Annotated in this window: 19 protein-coding genes and 1 pseudogene; 13 read left to right on the top strand and 7 right to left on the bottom strand. The window is 56.5% G+C overall.

Annotated elements, in window-relative coordinates; translation table 11 throughout:
• The first annotated feature begins 32 nt into the window (after positions 1-32).
• Positions 33-1,097 (top strand): outer membrane-stress sensor serine endopeptidase DegS, encoded by a 1,065-nt coding sequence (gene degS, locus SGP1_RS01975; RefSeq protein WP_011410076.1) that lies wholly within the window; start codon positions 33-35, stop codon positions 1,095-1,097.
• A gap of 91 nt (positions 1,098-1,188) precedes the next feature.
• Here the strand turns inward: degS and murA are convergent, their stop codons facing one another.
• The 7 genes from murA to mlaF all read right to left on the bottom strand — a co-directional run bounded on the left by murA (position 1,189) and on the right by mlaF (position 6,257).
• A complete protein-coding gene (murA, locus tag SGP1_RS01970; RefSeq protein WP_011410075.1) occupies positions 1,189-2,448 on the bottom strand; it encodes a UDP-N-acetylglucosamine 1-carboxyvinyltransferase in 1,260 nt (419 codons plus the stop codon).
• 53 nt (positions 2,449-2,501) lie between these two features.
• Complete coding sequence (gene ibaG / locus SGP1_RS01965) at positions 2,502-2,756, bottom strand: BolA family iron metabolism protein IbaG (protein WP_011410074.1); 255 nt, start codon at positions 2,754-2,756, stop codon at positions 2,502-2,504.
• A gap of 294 nt (positions 2,757-3,050) precedes the next feature.
• On the bottom strand, positions 3,051-3,359 hold the full coding sequence (gene mlaB / locus SGP1_RS01960) for a lipid asymmetry maintenance protein MlaB (RefSeq protein ID WP_011410073.1): 309 nt from the start codon (positions 3,357-3,359) through the stop codon (positions 3,051-3,053).
• A complete protein-coding gene (gene mlaC / locus SGP1_RS01955; RefSeq protein WP_011410072.1) occupies positions 3,352-3,987 on the bottom strand; it encodes a phospholipid-binding protein MlaC in 636 nt (211 codons plus the stop codon). Before mlaC ends, mlaB begins: the two co-directional genes overlap by 8 nt.
• Before the next feature lie 137 nt (positions 3,988-4,124).
• Positions 4,125-4,652: an outer membrane lipid asymmetry maintenance protein MlaD gene (gene mlaD / locus SGP1_RS01950; protein WP_011410071.1), complete on the bottom strand. Its 528-nt coding sequence runs from the start codon at positions 4,650-4,652 to the stop codon at positions 4,125-4,127.
• Positions 4,653-4,656: 4 nt separating this feature from the next.
• Positions 4,657-5,439: a lipid asymmetry maintenance ABC transporter permease subunit MlaE gene (mlaE, locus tag SGP1_RS01945; RefSeq protein ID WP_011410070.1), complete on the bottom strand. Its 783-nt coding sequence runs from the start codon at positions 5,437-5,439 to the stop codon at positions 4,657-4,659.
• A gap of 8 nt (positions 5,440-5,447) precedes the next feature.
• Entirely contained in the window at positions 5,448-6,257 is an 810-nt protein-coding gene (gene mlaF, locus SGP1_RS01940) for a phospholipid ABC transporter ATP-binding protein MlaF (RefSeq protein WP_011410069.1), read from the bottom strand.
• 248 nt (positions 6,258-6,505) lie between these two features.
• On the opposite strand from mlaF, the pseudogene SGP1_RS32460 reads away from it, so the two are divergent.
• From SGP1_RS32460 to SGP1_RS01885, 12 genes and pseudogenes are all read left to right on the top strand, one after another.
• Positions 6,506-7,324 (top strand): annotated as a pseudogene (locus SGP1_RS32460) (calcium/sodium antiporter); the annotation flags it as partial.
• A 57-nt stretch (positions 7,325-7,381) separates the two neighbouring features.
• A complete protein-coding gene (gene kdsD / locus SGP1_RS32455) occupies positions 7,382-8,368 on the top strand; it encodes an arabinose-5-phosphate isomerase KdsD (protein ID WP_011410068.1) in 987 nt (328 codons plus the stop codon).
• A gap of 14 nt (positions 8,369-8,382) precedes the next feature.
• Positions 8,383-8,946, top strand: coding sequence for a 3-deoxy-manno-octulosonate-8-phosphatase KdsC (gene kdsC / locus SGP1_RS01930; RefSeq protein ID WP_011410067.1), 564 nt, complete (start codon positions 8,383-8,385; stop codon positions 8,944-8,946).
• A complete protein-coding gene (gene lptC / locus SGP1_RS01925) occupies positions 8,943-9,521 on the top strand; it encodes an LPS export ABC transporter periplasmic protein LptC (RefSeq protein WP_011410066.1) in 579 nt (192 codons plus the stop codon). Before kdsC ends, lptC begins: the two co-directional genes overlap by 4 nt.
• Positions 9,490-10,032, top strand: a complete 543-nt coding sequence (gene lptA / locus SGP1_RS01920; RefSeq protein ID WP_041866547.1) for a lipopolysaccharide ABC transporter substrate-binding protein LptA — start codon at positions 9,490-9,492, stop codon at positions 10,030-10,032. Before lptC ends, lptA begins: the two co-directional genes overlap by 32 nt.
• A gap of 15 nt (positions 10,033-10,047) precedes the next feature.
• Positions 10,048-10,773: an LPS export ABC transporter ATP-binding protein gene (gene lptB, locus SGP1_RS01915; protein ID WP_011410064.1), complete on the top strand. Its 726-nt coding sequence runs from the start codon at positions 10,048-10,050 to the stop codon at positions 10,771-10,773.
• 47 nt (positions 10,774-10,820) lie between these two features.
• Positions 10,821-12,254 carry an RNA polymerase factor sigma-54 gene (gene rpoN / locus SGP1_RS01910; protein WP_011410063.1) on the top strand — a complete coding sequence of 478 codons (1,434 nt, stop codon included), beginning with the start codon at positions 10,821-10,823 and terminating at the stop codon, positions 12,252-12,254.
• A gap of 23 nt (positions 12,255-12,277) precedes the next feature.
• Positions 12,278-12,565, top strand: a complete 288-nt coding sequence (hpf, locus tag SGP1_RS01905; RefSeq protein ID WP_011410062.1) for a ribosome hibernation promoting factor — start codon at positions 12,278-12,280, stop codon at positions 12,563-12,565.
• A gap of 105 nt (positions 12,566-12,670) precedes the next feature.
• Positions 12,671-13,150: a PTS IIA-like nitrogen regulatory protein PtsN gene (gene ptsN / locus SGP1_RS01900; protein WP_011410061.1), complete on the top strand. Its 480-nt coding sequence runs from the start codon at positions 12,671-12,673 to the stop codon at positions 13,148-13,150.
• Positions 13,151-13,242: 92 nt separating this feature from the next.
• On the top strand, positions 13,243-14,097 hold the full coding sequence (rapZ, locus tag SGP1_RS01895; RefSeq protein ID WP_011410060.1) for an RNase adapter RapZ: 855 nt from the start codon (positions 13,243-13,245) through the stop codon (positions 14,095-14,097).
• Complete coding sequence (gene npr, locus SGP1_RS01890; RefSeq protein ID WP_011410059.1) at positions 14,094-14,366, top strand: PTS phosphocarrier protein NPr; 273 nt, start codon at positions 14,094-14,096, stop codon at positions 14,364-14,366. Before rapZ ends, npr begins: the two co-directional genes overlap by 4 nt.
• 348 nt (positions 14,367-14,714) lie before the next feature.
• A complete protein-coding gene (locus SGP1_RS01885; protein WP_011410058.1) occupies positions 14,715-15,206 on the top strand; it encodes an Ail/Lom family outer membrane beta-barrel protein in 492 nt (163 codons plus the stop codon).
• The last annotated feature ends 169 nt before the right edge of the window (positions 15,207-15,375 follow it).

The raw sequence follows: 15,375 nt of genomic DNA, 5'->3' as shown, positions 1-15,375 counted from the left end.
TGCCGCTATTTTCCACTATCCCTGCGAGTCCCATGCTCCTAAAGTTGCTTCGTGCCGTGATAATCGGTTTCATTGTCGCAGCCCTGTTGCTGGTACTGGTGCCTACGCTTCGCTCCACGACCGGCCAGTTATTGCACCCCGCCGATAATAGCGATAGCGAACAGCCCGTCAGTTACAACCAGGGGGTGCGCCGCGCCGCGCCGGCGGTGGTCTATGTCTATAACCGCAGCATGAACAGCAGCGCCCACAATCAGCTGGAAATCCGCACGCTGGGCTCTGGCGTGATTATGAATCAAAAAGGCTACCTGCTAACCAACAAACATGTCATCAACGATGCCGAGCAGATCATCGTCGCACTACAGGATGGCCGGGTCTATGAAGCGCTGCTGGTCGGTTCGGACAGCCTGACCGATCTGGCGGTGCTGAAAATCGACGCCAGCAACCTGCCGGTGATTCCCATCAATCCCAACCGGCAGCCTCACATCGGCGACGTCGTCATGGCCATCGGTAATCCCTACAATTTGGGACAGACCATAACCCAAGGCATCATCAGCGCCACCGGCCGCATCGGCCTTAGCCCCTCCGGGCGGCAAAATTTCCTGCAGACTGACGCGTCCATCAATCACGGCAACTCCGGCGGCGCGCTGATTAACACGCTGGGCGAACTGGTAGGGATCAATACCCTATCGTTCGATAAGAGCAACAACGGCGAAACTCCAGAAGGCATCGGTTTTGCCATTCCTACCGAGCTGGCCACCAAGGTGATGAACAAATTGATTTGCGATGGCCGGGTGATCCGCGGTTATATCGGTATCGGCGGCCGTGAAGTAGCGCCCATGCATAATGGCGGCGGCCTCGATCGCATTCAGGGCATCATCGTCAACGAAGTGACCCCCGGCGGACCGGCGGCACAAGCCGGCATTCAGGTGGAGAATGTCATCCTGAGCGTCAACCACAAACCGGCCATCTCCGCCATTGAAACGATGGATCAGGTGGCGGAAATTCGTCCCGGCTCTCGCATACCGGTCGAGATCCTGCGTAACGGCAAGAAATTGACGGTGGAAGTCACCATTCAGGAGTACCCGGCTTCAAATTAATCTGCCGCGTCCGCAACCGTGCTGTTACGGCCGCGACAGGACCGCGTGGCAGGCAGCGCGCGCCCCCGTGAGCAAAACGGCGAGCGCGGCTTTATTCCCCACGGATTCGTTCGATATTGGCGCCCATACGCCGCAATTTTTCCTCGATGCAGTCATAACCGCGATCGATATGATAAATGCGGTCTACCACCGTTACGCCCTCGGCAATGCAGCCGGCCAGCACCAGGCTGGCGGAGGCACGCAAATCGGTCGCCATCACCTGTGCCCCCGATAACGTCTCAACGCCGTGGCAGATAACGGTGTTACTTTCGATTTCCGCATGTGCCCCCATCCGAATCAATTCGGGGACGTGCATGAAACGGTTTTCAAAGATGGTCTCGGTAATGACGCCGGTCCCGTCGGCTACCAGATTAAGCAGACTGAACTGCGCCTGCATATCGGTGGGAAAACCGGGATGCGGGGCGGTACGCACCGTAACCGCCTTTGGCCGCTGACCGTGCATATCCAGGCTTATCCAATCGTCGCCGACGGCGATATCCGCGCCCGCTTCGCGCAACTTGGCCAGTACGGCATCCAGTGTATCGGGGCGAGTGGCATGACACACCACGCGACCGCGGGAGATAGCCGCCGCCACCAGAAATGTGCCGGTCTCGATGCGATCGGGCAACACGCGATAAACACCGCCGCCGAGCCGTTCGACCCCTTCGATGGTAATTTTATCGGTACCGGCGCCGCTAATCTTCGCGCCAAGAGTAATGAGGAAATTGGCGGTGTCGACAATTTCCGGCTCGCGGGCGGCGTTTTCGATGATGGTGGTGCCGGTCGCCAGTGTCGCCGCGCTCATAATCGTTATCGTCGCACCGACGCTCACTTTATCCATGACAATATGCGCGCCGCGCAAACGGCCGTCCACCGATGCTTTGACGTAACCCTCCTCTAGCTTGATGGTGGCGCCCAGCTGCTCCAGGCCGCTGATATGCAAATCCACGGGACGCGCGCCGATAGCGCAGCCGCCCGGCAAAGAGACCTGCCCCTGTCCGAAACGCGCCACCAGCGGTCCCAACGCCCAAATCGACGCACGCATGGTTTTCACCAGCTCATAGGGCGCGCAGTAAACGTCAACGTCGCTGGCGTCCACATGCACCGATCCATTCCGTTCCACTCTGGCGCCGAGTTGGCCAAGCAGTTTCATGGTGGTGTCGATGTCTTTTAACTTTGGAACGTTTTGAATCTCCACCGGTTCTTCCGCCAGCAACGCGGCGAACAAAATCGGCAGCGCGGCATTTTTGGCGCCCGAAATGGTGACCTCGCCGCTTAACCGGGTAGGACCCTGGACACAAAATTTATCCATTACGACTGCTCTCTGTAGTTCAAGGGAAGGCTGTTGGCCGCCAGGGTCAATATTTAAAAACCGTTCAGCTTGCGATCGCGCTGCCACTCATCGGGGGTGTAGGCTTTGATCGATAAGGCGTGGATGCGGTTATCCGAAATATATTCCATCAGAGGCGCATATATCGTCTGCTGTTTTTTTACCCGGCTCATGCCGGCGAACTGCTCGCTGACCGCAATAACCTGAAAATGGCTGCCGTCGCCCCTTACGTGGGCTTCGTCCAGCGCCAGGGCTTTCATCAGAACCGCTTTGATTTCACTTGTTTCCATATAAAGTCTTTCTTTTCAGGGTCGGGAATCAGACCGCTATCTTAGAGGAATCCGCCGCGCTCGGGAACAGGCAAAGCAATTAACCGTGATTCTTTACGTCGCTCCGGCCGCGGCAACACCAGAGTTAATGATGACGGCAGATAAGGTACCGGCAATGCGACGTGACGCGAGGTCAAGCCATCGGGCGCGACATGCGCCAAAAAATAGCAGGGGCAAGCATAACGGTACCGGTGACACCGGCGGAGTAACGCTACCCCCTGTCACCAAAGCGCGCAAGGCGCCGGGGGTGCTGGATCAGGCGTCCGCAGTCGTCGTACAGGGCAGGATCGCCTGCAGCTTGTATAGCGCGATAAGCGTGCGCAGCCTATCGGTGACGCCGGTAAGCGCAAGCGTAGCGCCCCGCTGCTGCTGATAATGGTAAAAATGCAGCATGAGCGCCACGCCGGCGGAATCGACGCGCCTCAGGTTGGAGACATCCAGGAACCGGATACCTTCAAGCAATGGCTGCCGTTGCTGCCAGAGCGTCAGCAACGTGTCGCGATCCAGCTCTCCGTGCAGGATTAATGTTTGCCCCTGCGTATGCCAGCTCAATTCCTCAGCCATTACGCTGCTTATCCAGGGTAATCGGCGTCCTGGCGGCGGCCTGCAATTGCTGCGTCAGCCCATCGATGCCCTTGGTGCGCAGCGTGGAGGCCCACTCGTTTTGCTTGGTGGTAATCATACTGACCCCTTCGGCTATCATGTCGTAGGCCTGCCAGTTGCCGGAGACGCTGTTTTTACGCCACTGAAAATCAAGGCGCACCGGCGGCCGGCCACCCTGATCGATAATCGTCACGCGAATAGCCACAATCGTGGCGTCACCGAGCGGTTTTTCCGGCGCGATTTGGTAGGTCTGGTTGCTGTAAAGCGCCAGCGCCTGGCCGTAAGCCTGCTCCAGATAGTCCTGGAACGCTTTGAAATAGGCGGCGCGCTGCGCCGGCGTCGCCTCACGATAATAGCGCCCCAGCACCAGCGCGCCGGCGTATTTCACCTGCACATAAGGAAGCAGCTCTTCCCGCACCACGGTGTGCAGGTAGTTGGGATCCTGATGAATTTTGCCCTGTTCATTTTTCAGGCGAGTGAAAGTCTTGCTCGCCGCATCATTCATCAAACGATAAGGATTGCTTTGATCGGCAGCCTGTGTCAGCGGCGCAATCGCCAGCAGCGCCACCATGAATAAACGTTTAAGCATGCATTTCTCCTGTTAGGGTTGCACCGCCTCACGGGGCGGAACAACCGGGTGGCGACGCTGAAGACAGACGCGCATCGCCCGGTATCAATAATAAGACGACGGTCGGCGCTAACGCCTTTCCGGCCGCGGAGACCCTCCTACTGTCCGGCCGCACCGCCGTTGCCACGGCTCTGGCCCGCGCCGGTTCCATTGCCGCCGCTGCCGCTCTTATAGAGGAACTGACCAATCAGGTCCTCCAGCACGATAGCCGATTTGGTATCCTGGATAACACCGCCGTCTTTCAGTATCGAGGTGCCCATTTCCGGGTCATCGAAACCAATATTCAGCGCCAGGTACTGTTCACCCAACAGGCCCGAGGTACGGATCGCCAGCGAACTGGTATCGGGTATATGATTATAGGTCTGTTCGATGTCTATGGTGACTTTCGGCGTATAGGTTTTAGGATCGAGGGTAATATCCGCGACCCGGCCGATAACGACCCCTCCGACCCGCACCGGCGATCGCACTTTAAGACCGCCGATATTGTCGAAAGAAGCGCTGATTCGATAAGTTGCCGCATTACTCACCGAACGGATATCCGCCACCTTCAGACAAAGAAACACGATGGCGCAGAGGGCGATAATCATAAACGCGCCGACCCAGATTTCACTTTTTTTGGTTTGCATTCACTCAGTTCCCAAACATCAGTGCCGTCAGCACAAAATCCAATCCCAACACCGCCAGCGAAGCGTGGACCACCGTGCGGGTGGTTGCGCGGCTGATCCCCTCGGAGGTCGGGATCGCGTCGTAACCATTAAACAGCGCAATCCAGGTGACGGTGATAGCGAAAACCACACTCTTGATGACACAGTTTACCAAATCTTGCCTCCAGTCCACGGCGCCCTGCATTGCGGACCAGAAGAAGCCGCTGTCAATTCCTTTCCATTCAACGCCGACCACTGCGCCGCCCCAGATGCCGACCGCAACGAAAATCGCCGTCAGCAGCGGCATACTGATAACGCCGGCCCAAAAACGCGGCGCCACCACCCGGCGCAGCGGGTCCACCGCCATCATCTCCAGACTGGAAAGCTGCTCGGTAGCCTTCATCAAGCCTATTTCGGCGGTAAGCGCAGAACCCGCCCGGCCGGCAAACAGCAACGCGGTCACCACCGGCCCCAGCTCGCGCAGTAGCGATAGCGCGACCAGCATTCCCAGGCTGGACTCCGCGCTGTAGGTGGTGAGAATGATGTAGCCCTGTAATCCCAGTACCATACCGATAAACAGGCCAGACACCATAATAATCACCAGCGATAATACGCCAACGCCGTAAAGTTTTTTGACCAGCAGTGGCCATTGTTCGCGCAGCGCCGGTTTGCCTATCAGCGCGTTGAACAGCATGACACCGGCCCGGCCAAAACCGTGGCAAATGTTGATCCCCCGGCGTCCGAAAGACGCGATTGCTTCTCGTACCATGACTGAGGTTAACTCCCTGCGCCCAATAGTTGGGTCTGATAATCATCGGCGGGAACGTTAAACGGAACAGGCCCATCGGCGATACCGTCGAGAAATTGCCTCACCCGCGGATCCTGGTTGTCACGCAGGCTGGCCGGCGTCCCTTCCGCCACGACGTGCTGCTCGGCAACGATATAGGCGTAATCGGTAATGCTCAAGACCTCCGGCACGTCGTGGGACACGACGATACAGGTAACGCCGAGCGCATGATTTAGCTCGTCGATAAGCTTGACCAGCACCCCCATGGTGATCGGATCTTGTCCCACAAACGGCTCATCGAACATAATCAGCTCAGGATCCAGCGCGATGGCGCGGGCCAGCGCCGCACGGCGCGCCATACCGCCCGACAGCTCTGCCGGCATCAACGATGCCGCCCCGCGCAATCCCACCGCTTCAAGTTTCATCAGTACCGTGCTGCGCAGCACCGGCTCCGGTAAACGGGTATGCCGACGCAGCGGAAACGCCACATTCTCGAAGACGGTATTGTCGGTAAACAGCGCACCGGACTGGAATAGCATGCTGATTTTCTTACGCACCTCATAGAGTCGACGGCGCGACAGAGTGGGTATATTGTCACCGTCTACCCAAATTTCGCCACTGTCCGGCGGCAATTGCCCGCCGATAAGGCGCAGCAGCGTCGTTTTACCGATGCCCGACGGCCCTATGATCGCCGTCACTTTGCCGCGCGGAAACTGCATACTGATATTATCGAAAATAACGCGATCGCCCCGACGAAAGCTCAATCCGCGAATCTCGACCAGGTTATCGCTCTGGTTCATATTTTACTGTCCTTTTCTTCACGCACTCACGGTCTGCAGTGATGATAGTAAAGCAAGCAGACCAATTCATCGAACTTTTCTCGACCAATCAGGCCCGTTGCCGCGGATAACTTCATCGCCGCGTTTTACTTTTAGCCGTTAGATGGTCAAAACTAATGCCAGTTTGCGTTTATTGTCCACCTTTGGTCTTCCTTTTAGGGCTATGATGCGTCAACGGAACAGGTTTTTGCTCAAGCCAAGGATTTATCATGCTTTTTGCCACGTCATTATTCATTATTGGCCTCATTCTATTGGTTTATGGCGCGGACAGATTGGTCTATAGTGCGGCCGTGTTAAGCTGCTCGCTCGGCGTTGCGCCCTGGCTCATCGGCTGCACAATCGTCTCCTTCGGCACCTCGCTGCCGGAATTACTGGTATCGGTTACCGCCGCCCTTAACCATCAGATCGATATGGCGGTCGGCAATATCTTGGGTTCCAACATTACCAACATTATGCTGATTGTCGGCGGCGCGGCGCTTATCCGCCCGGTCACCTTCCGCTCCGATATCGTGCGGCGCGAGTTGCCGCTGTTGCTGCTCATTACCCTGTTGTGCGGCTTGCTGATGGCGGACCACAGTCTGGGCAGGCTGGACGGCGTTCTGTTACTGGCGGCGGCGGGCTACCTGCTGATAATCGTGACTATCTCCCGGCTGGCGCTGCGCGAGGGCAGCGATACGCTGACCCGCGAACAGCTGGCGGAGCTGCCGCAGGACAGCAATAATACCGTCGCCGTCCTGTGGCTGGTGCTGGCGTTTATTATTATGCCTATCTCGGCACGGATGGTGATTGATAATGCCAGCGTGCTGGCGATCGGCACCAGCCTGCCGGAGCTGACAACGCTTGTCGCCGGGGCGCTCAAGGGAGAAAATGATATTGCCCTGGGGAATGTTATTGGCTCCAATATCTTCAATAGTGTTATTGTGCTGGGCGTTCCCGCGCTGCTCTCTCCCAGCCCGTTCAATCCCGATGCCTTTGCCCGCGATTATTGGGTCATGCTGGCGGCGAGCGTTATCCTCGCCGCCCTGTGCCTGCGCAAACGGCGCCGGATAAATCGCCTGTCGGGGGCCTTACTCAGGATATGTTTTATGTCGCAGAATACATTAGCGCCGGCCTTTGATTTTATCGCCGCCGGCAAGGAAGTTCTCGCTATTGAGCGAGCGGGTCTGGCGCAGCTGGATCAATATATTAACGACGATTTCCGCCGCGCCTGCGAAGCGCTGTTTCGCTGTGCCGGCAAAGTGGTGGTGATGGGCATGGGCAAATCCGGCCATATCGGCCGCAAGCTGGCCGCCACTTTCGCCAGTACCGGCACGCCGGCGTTTTTCGTCCATCCCGGCGAGGCCAGCCATGGTGACCTGGGTATGGTGTCGCCGCAGGATATCGTTATCGCGCTGTCGAATTCCGGCGAATCCCACGAGATCCTGGCGCTGATTCCCGTGCTTAAACGTCTGCACATCCCCCTCATCTGCCTGACCGGCAAACCGGAAAGTACTATGGGGAAAGCGGCGGAAATCCATTTGTGCGTGCATGTGCCGGAAGAAGCCTGCCCGCTGGGCCTGGCGCCGACCGCCAGCACCACCGCCGCGCTGGTCATGGGCGACGCGCTGGCGGTGGCGCTCCTGCGGGCACGGGGCTTTACCGCCGAGGATTTCGCCTTGTCCCATCCCGGCGGCGCATTAGGACGCAAACTGCTGCTGCGCGTAAGCGATATCATGCACAGCGGCGACGAAATGCCGCTGACCGCCCGCACGGCCTCGCTGCGCGACGCGCTGCTGGAGATTACCCGCAAAAACCTGGGCATGACGGTGATTTGCGATGCACAAAATGTCATTGTCGGGATTTTTACCGATGGCGATCTGCGGCGGGTGTTTGATATGGGCATTGACCTCAAAGAGGCGCGTATCGCCGATGTCATGACGCCGGGGGGCGTACGCGTCGCGCCCGATACGCTGGCGGTGGAAGCGCTGAATCTCATACAGGCGCGCAACATTACTTCGCTAATGGTGGCGCAGGACGACCATCTGTTAGGCGTAGTGCATATGCATGATATGCTACGCGCCGGCGTGATATAACAAGGAATAACGTCATGCAAGAGACCCCCACCGTCGAGACATGCTACGGACCGGTAGCGCAGCAGGTGCTGGAAAGCGCCCGGACTATTCGTCTGCTGATTTGCGATGTAGATGGCGTCATGTCCGACGGTCTGATTTATATGGGCAATCACGGTGAAGAACTCAAAACGTTTAATGTCCGCGATGGCTACGGCATTCGCTGCCTGCTGACATCGGGCATTGAGGTCGCTATTATTACCGGCCGCTCCGCCAGGCTGCTGGAGGACCGTTGCACCACGCTAGGCATTACGCATATTTACCAGGGGCAATCGGATAAGACTTTGGCCTTTAGAGCGCTTCTGAGTAAACTGAAGTTAACGGCGGAACAGGTCGCCTACGTGGGCGACGACCTGATTGATGCCCCGGTCATGGACCAGGTCGGCCTGAGCGTGGCGGTGGCGGATGCGCACCCGCTATTGCGGCCCAGGGCCGATTATGTTACCCGCATCGCCGGCGGCCGCGGCGCGGTGCGGGAAGTCTGCGACCTGCTGCTGCTGGCGCAGGGAAAGCTGGAGGATGCCAAAGGGCAGTCGTTATGAGCAAGACAACGCGTTGGACCACGGCGCTGCTGGGATTATTGGTATTAGTGCTTATCGGCTGGAATTTGGCGGACACCGACACGGCGCCGGCCCAGACGCCGGTGAACGCCGGCGAGCCCACCTATCAAAGTGAATATACCACAACCGTGGTGTATAACCCGGCAGGGGGGCTCAATTACAAGCTGGTGGCCGATCATGTGGATCATTTCGCCGATCAACATATCACCTGGTTCACCCGGCCGGTCGCCACCACGTTCGATGAGAGCAAAGTGCCGACCTGGACGGTGAAGGCCGATAAGGCCAAGCTGACCCAGGACAGGATGCTTTACCTGTATGGCCACGTTCAGGTGGACAGCCTAACCGATGCCTCGCAGCTTAAACGCATAACAACAGATAACGCGGTGGTTAACCTGGTCACGCAGGACGTCTCCTCGGATGATGAGGTAACCTTATATGGTACCGGCTTTAACTCCACCGGCATGAAGATGCGCGGCAATCTGCGCAACAAGACCGCCGAGTTGATTGAAAAGGTTAAGACCTCTTATGAAATCCAGAATTCACAACGTACGCCCTAGCCTGCTTCTGGCCGGCGGCTTAATGCTGGCCAGCGCGCAGGCGCTGGCGCTGGCCAGCGACAATCAGCAGCCGATTCATATCGACTCCGCGCAGCAGGCGGTAGATATGGCGACCAATACCGTGACCTTCACCGGTGAGGTCGTGGTCAAGCGCGGTTCAATCGACATTCGCGCCGACAAGGTCGTCATCACCCGCCCCGACGGAAAGGACGGTAACGAAGTCGTGGAAAGCTACGGTAATCCAGTCACTTTCTATCAACTGCAGGACGACGGCAAGCCGGTGCGCGGTCATTCGCAGAAGGTGCGTTACGAAACCACCAACGATCTGGTGATTCTGACGGGCAATGCCTATCTGGAGCAGTTGGACAGCAACGTGAAAGGCGATCGCATTACCTATTTGGTCAAGAAACAGCGGATGGAGGTGTTCAGCGATAAAGGCAAACAGGTCACCACCGTGCTGGTACCGGCGCAGCTGCAGGATAAAAGCGGCGCCAAAGCGCCGGCGAAATAATCGGGTATAGGATCCATGGCAACATTAATCGCAGAAAATTTGGCTAAAGCCTATAAAGAGCGCCGCGTGGTGGAAGACGTCAGCCTGAAGGTAAGCTCTGGCGAGATTGTGGGATTGCTGGGGCCTAACGGGGCGGGCAAAACCACCACGTTTTATATGGTGGTGGGCATCATCCCCCGCGACGCCGGCCGGATTGTCATTGATGATGACGATATCAGCCTCCTGCCGCTGCATACCCGCGCCCGCCGCGGAATCGGCTATCTGCCGCAGGAGGCCTCGATCTTCCGCCGCCTGAGCGTGTTCGACAATCTGATGGCGGTGCTGCAAATTCGCCAGGATCTCACCCGTGAACAGCGTAACGACCGCGCGAAAGAGCTGATGGAAGAGTTCCATATCAGTCATTTGCGCAACAACCTCGGCCAGTCGCTGTCCGGCGGTGAACGACGCCGGGTAGAGATCGCGCGGGCGCTCGCCGCCAACCCCAAATTCATCCTGCTTGACGAACCTTTTGCCGGAGTCGATCCGATTTCCGTCATCGATATCAAAAAAATCATCGAACATTTGCGCGACAGCGGCCTTGGCGTGCTCATCACCGACCACAACGTGCGAGAGACGCTCGACGTGTGCGAACGAGCCTATATCGTCAGCCAGGGCAAGCTCATCGCCCACGGCTCCCCGGCCGACGTCATGCTCGACGAGCAGGTCAAACGGGTTTATCTGGGCGAAGAGTTCCGCCTCTGATAAGGTGGCGTTACCACCGTGGTTCGTGAGGATAGTTGACGCATTTTATGAAGCAAGGTTTACAACTCAGGCTGAGTCAGCAGTTAGCCATGACCCCGCAGTTGCAACAGGCCATCCGTCTGTTGCAATTGTCCACGCTTGAACTCCAGCAGGAAATTCAGACGGCGCTGGAAAGTAACCCCTTTCTTGAACAGGCCGATTTGCATGACGAGGTCGACGCGCACAACGCGCCCGACAGCGAGTCGCTCGACACCCGCGAAGCGATGGAACAAAAGGACATGCCGGAAGAGCTGCCGCTGGACGCCACCTGGGACGAGATGTACTCCGCCGGGACGCCCTCCGGCACCGGTACCGACTATCGCGACGAAGAATTGCCCGTCTATCAGGGTGAAACCACCCAGACCCTGCAAAACTACCTCATGTGGCAGGTGGAGCTTACTCCCTTTTCCGATACTGATAGAGCGATCGCCACCTCCATCGTCGACGCCGTGGACGACACCGGCTATCTGACGGTGCCGCTGGACGATATTCTCGACAGCATCGGCGATGAAAACGTCACCCTGGACGAGGTGGAAGCGGTACTAAAACGCATCCAGCGCTTCGATCCGGTCGGCGTGGCGGCACGGGATCTGCGCGACTGCCTGATGATTCAGCTCTCGCAGTTTGCGGCCGATCTGCCTTATCTCAATGAGGCGCGGCTCATCGTCAGAGATTATCTCAGTCTGCTGAGCAGCCATGATTTCCGCACCCTGCTACGTTCGACTAAGCTGAAAGAGGATGTCCTGAAACCGGCCATAGCGCTGATTCAGTCGCTGGATCCGCGTCCGGGGCAGTCCATCAATACCGGCGAGTCGCAGTATGTGATTCCCGACGTGCTGGTGCGCAAACTGCAAAACCACTGGGTGGTGGAACTCAATACCGACAGCATTCCCGCGCTGCGCATCAATCAGCAGTACGCGGCCCTGGGCAGCAACACCCGCAACGATGCGGACGGTCAGTTTATCCGCAGCCATTTGCAGGAGGCGCGCTGGCTGATTAAAAGCCTGGAAAGCCGCAATGAAACGCTGCTGAAGGTGACTCACTGCATTGTCGAGCGGCAGATGGCGTTCTTTGAACAGGGGGAAGAGTTTATGCGGCCAATGGTGCTGGCGGATATCGCCCAGGCGGTGGATATGCACGAGTCTACGATTTCGCGCATCACCATGCAGAAATATCTGCAAAGTCCACGCGGCATCTTTGAATTGAAATATTTTTTCTCCAGCTACGTCAATACCGAAGGGGGAGGCGAAGCGTCCTCCACGGCTATCCGCGCGCTGGTGAAAAAATTAATCGCCGCGGAAAACCCGGCAAAGCCGCTTAGCGACAGTAAGCTCACCGACTTGCTTTCCGAGCAGGGTATCATGGTGGCGCGGCGTACCGTAGCGAAGTACCGAGAGTCTTTATCCATACCGCCGTCGAACCAGCGAAAACAATTGGTTTGACCTCTACAGAGAAGGAAGACACTATGCAGCTGAACATTACCGGACAACATGTTGACATCACCGACGCCTTACGGGAATTTGTAACAACTAAATTCTCGAAGCTGGAACAGTTCTTCGATCGCATCAATCAGGTCTATATTGTCCTGAAGGTCGAGAAAGTTCAGAAGATTGCCGAAGCGACGGTGCATCTCAACGGTGGTGAGCTGCACGCGACTGCGGAAGCGGATGATATGTACGCCGCCATCGATTTATTAATCGATAAGCTCACGCGGCAGTTGAACAAGCATAAAGAGAAGCTGAAACAATATTAATTTAACCGTAGCCGACAACGCTACCTAAACCTCACATCGGCTCGTTATCCCTACGGTAACGGGCCGATGAGTCTTAAAGGTTAACCAGCGCCTAAGTGACCCGAAATGACTAACGATACAGCAATGCAAATCGATTCAGTGTTAAACATTGAATGTACCCGTAGCGACGTCCACTGCCAGAGCAAGAAAAGAGCGCTGGAAATTATCAGCGAACTGGCGGCGAAACAACTTAACCTGGCGCCGCAAGTGGTGTTTGACGCCGTATTGACGCGCGAGCGCATGGGCAGTACCGGTATCGGCAACGGCATCGCCATTCCGCATGGTAAGCTGGAAGAAGACACGCTGCGCGCGGTCGGGGTCTTTATCCAGCTCGAACAACCCATCGCGTTTGATGCCATCGATAATCAGCCAGTGGACCTGCTGTTCGCGCTGCTGGTGCCGGCAGAGCAGTGCAAAGTCCATTTGCACACCCTTTCGCTTGTGGCCAAGCGGTTGGCGGATAAAACCGTCTGCCGCCGTTTGCGCGCCGCGCAAAGCGATGAGGAGCTGTATCAAATCATGACCGAAACGGAAGACGGCGACTGACGCCGCGGCGCCGTCCTGAAAGCAGGATAGGTTGGGCGAAGCATGGCCGCATCGCCAGGGGATGAATAAGCAAGGCAGAGGGGTGTATCGTCATGGTGCTGATGATAGTCAGCGGTCGATCAGGTTCAGGTAAATCCGTTGCGCTGCGCGCGCTGGAGGACATGGGCTTTTACTGCGTTGATAACCTGCCGGTGGTGTTGCTGCCTCAGTTGGCCAGCGCGCTGGCGGCGAGCAATATCTCCGCTGCGGTGAGCATTGACGTACGCAATATGCCCGAATCGCCGGAGATTTTTGAACAGGCCATGGATAACCTGCCGCAGGCCTTTGCCCCGCAGTTGCTGTTTCTGGACGCCGATCGCAATACCCTCATCCGCCGCTATAGCGACACCCGCCGGCTGCATCCGCTCTCCGCCCTCAACCTATCGCTGGAAAGCGCCATTGATGAAGAGGACTCGCTGCTTGAGCCTCTGCGTTCACGCGCCGATCTGGTGATCGACACCTCGGAGATGTCGGTGCATGAACTGGCCGAAATGCTGCGTACCCGCATGCTAGGCAAGCGCGAGCGGGAACTGACCATGGTGTTTGAATCCTTCGGCTACAAGCACGGCATCCCCATCGACGCCGACTACGTGTTCGACGTGCGTTTTCTGCCCAATCCGCACTGGGATCCCAAGCTCAGACCGATGACCGGCCTGGATCGCCCCGTGGCGGCGTTTTTGGATCGCCATACCGAAGTCCATAATTTTATCTATCAAACCCGCAGCTATCTGGAGCTGTGGCTACCGATGCTTGAAACCAATAACCGCAGTTATCTCACGGTGGCGGTAGGCTGCACCGGCGGCAAACACCGTTCGGTGTATATAGCCGAACAGCTGGCGGACTATTTTCGCTCTCGCGGCAAGAATGCCCAGTCCCGCCACCGCACTCTGGAAAAGAGCAAATCATGACGGTCAAACAAACGGTAGAGATTAAAAACCGTCTGGGTATGCATGCCCGGCCGGCAATGAAGCTGTTTGAACTGGTACAAAGCTTCGATGCCGAAGTGATGCTGCGTAACGACAGCGGTACCGAGGCGGAGGCCAGCAGCGTTATCGGATTGCTGATGTTGGATTCTGCCAAAGGGCGGATGATCGAGGTCGAGGCCACCGGGCCAGACGAGGTCGCGGCGCTGGCGGCGGTGATTGAGCTATTTAACGCGGGTTTCGACGAAGACTGATGCCTTCGCTTTGAGCTCGGCACTTTAGGTGTTGGGCGTTGCATCAAGTCTACGCCTTTTTCATATTGACACACTATTTTTAGTTCACCCCCCCATTCTTATTCAGTTTCTTATTTTGGCCTTGAACTTGGTTATGATTTTAATTCCAGTACAAGGTAATAATATCTTTTTTAAGAGACGAGCTTTGCCGCTTATAGGCTGTATCGTTTTTATTTAATTTCTCCCAGCAGCCATCTTCGATATTTAATCGATATTTACCTTAATCTTGTAAAATAAATTAGCCATTCGCTACCCTAGTCATCTGTCGGCGCCTAATTTAAAAAGGAATTTTTCATAAGGGATTCATTTATGAAAACACCGTTCTCTATTATCGTCTTTTCCCTATTGCTACCCGTCAAAGCGTTGGCCGATAACCATAATCTCAGCGTCGGTTACCAGCTCAGTAATATGACAAACGATACCCATGGCAGAAGGTCGAACGATGACCGGCTGGACGGGTTTAATATCAAATATCGCTATGAATGGGGCGAACCACTCGGCCCCATAGGCTCGCTGAGCTATATGACCGCCAACGCCTCCAGTAGCTGGGCCGTCGCCAATAAAGTTCAAAATGATTTACGCTATAGCTACAGCGGGTTTTCGCTCACGGCAGGGCCCGTCTGGCGTTTCAATGACTACGTCTCTGTTTATGGCGTTATCGGTATTAATTACGATGATTATTCATCTCATTTCAGAAAATCAACTTTCAAGACCGGCGATGCGCCGGCGACAAACTATAGCCGCTCTGAGCTAAAAAAACCTCACTCGCCTATGGCGCAGGCGTACAAATCAACCCGGTAATATGGTCATCGACCTGGGTTATGAAGCCAGCCGCTTCAACCATGGCGAGCAAACCCTAACACTAAACTCACTGCTGGTCGGTGTCGGCTATCGTTTCTGAACGTTAGTAATCTTATGTCGCATTGGCCATAGCCTCATAGCGCTGTTGGCGCTATTAGCGCCGGTAGCG

The organism is Sodalis glossinidius str. 'morsitans', from assembly GCF_000010085.1.
GTDB lineage: Bacteria > Pseudomonadota > Gammaproteobacteria > Enterobacterales > Enterobacteriaceae > Sodalis > Sodalis glossinidius.
This window is presented reverse-complemented; position numbering and strand designations above follow the sequence as displayed.

Coding starts and splice junctions, on each gene's coding strand:
- degS (WP_011410076.1), top strand. CDS start 33: ATGCTCCTAAAGTTGCTTCGTGCCGTGATAATCGGTTTCATTGTCGCA.
- murA (WP_011410075.1), bottom strand. CDS start 2,448: ATGGATAAATTTTGTGTCCAGGGTCCTACCCGGTTAAGCGGCGAGGTC.
- ibaG (WP_011410074.1), bottom strand. CDS start 2,756: ATGGAAACAAGTGAAATCAAAGCGGTTCTGATGAAAGCCCTGGCGCTG.
- mlaB (WP_011410073.1), bottom strand. CDS start 3,359: ATGGCTGAGGAATTGAGCTGGCATACGCAGGGGCAAACATTAATCCTG.
- mlaC (WP_011410072.1), bottom strand. CDS start 3,987: ATGCTTAAACGTTTATTCATGGTGGCGCTGCTGGCGATTGCGCCGCTG.
- mlaD (WP_011410071.1), bottom strand. CDS start 4,652: ATGCAAACCAAAAAAAGTGAAATCTGGGTCGGCGCGTTTATGATTATC.
- mlaE (WP_011410070.1), bottom strand. CDS start 5,439: ATGGTACGAGAAGCAATCGCGTCTTTCGGACGCCGGGGGATCAACATT.
- mlaF (WP_011410069.1), bottom strand. CDS start 6,257: ATGAACCAGAGCGATAACCTGGTCGAGATTCGCGGATTGAGCTTTCGT.
- kdsD (WP_011410068.1), top strand. CDS start 7,382: ATGTCGCAGAATACATTAGCGCCGGCCTTTGATTTTATCGCCGCCGGC.
- kdsC (WP_011410067.1), top strand. CDS start 8,383: ATGCAAGAGACCCCCACCGTCGAGACATGCTACGGACCGGTAGCGCAG.
- lptC (WP_011410066.1), top strand. CDS start 8,943: ATGAGCAAGACAACGCGTTGGACCACGGCGCTGCTGGGATTATTGGTA.
- lptA (WP_041866547.1), top strand. CDS start 9,490: ATGAAATCCAGAATTCACAACGTACGCCCTAGCCTGCTTCTGGCCGGC.
- lptB (WP_011410064.1), top strand. CDS start 10,048: ATGGCAACATTAATCGCAGAAAATTTGGCTAAAGCCTATAAAGAGCGC.
- rpoN (WP_011410063.1), top strand. CDS start 10,821: ATGAAGCAAGGTTTACAACTCAGGCTGAGTCAGCAGTTAGCCATGACC.
- hpf (WP_011410062.1), top strand. CDS start 12,278: ATGCAGCTGAACATTACCGGACAACATGTTGACATCACCGACGCCTTA.
- ptsN (WP_011410061.1), top strand. CDS start 12,671: ATGACTAACGATACAGCAATGCAAATCGATTCAGTGTTAAACATTGAA.
- rapZ (WP_011410060.1), top strand. CDS start 13,243: ATGGTGCTGATGATAGTCAGCGGTCGATCAGGTTCAGGTAAATCCGTT.
- npr (WP_011410059.1), top strand. CDS start 14,094: ATGACGGTCAAACAAACGGTAGAGATTAAAAACCGTCTGGGTATGCAT.
- SGP1_RS01885 (WP_011410058.1), top strand. CDS start 14,715: ATGAAAACACCGTTCTCTATTATCGTCTTTTCCCTATTGCTACCCGTC.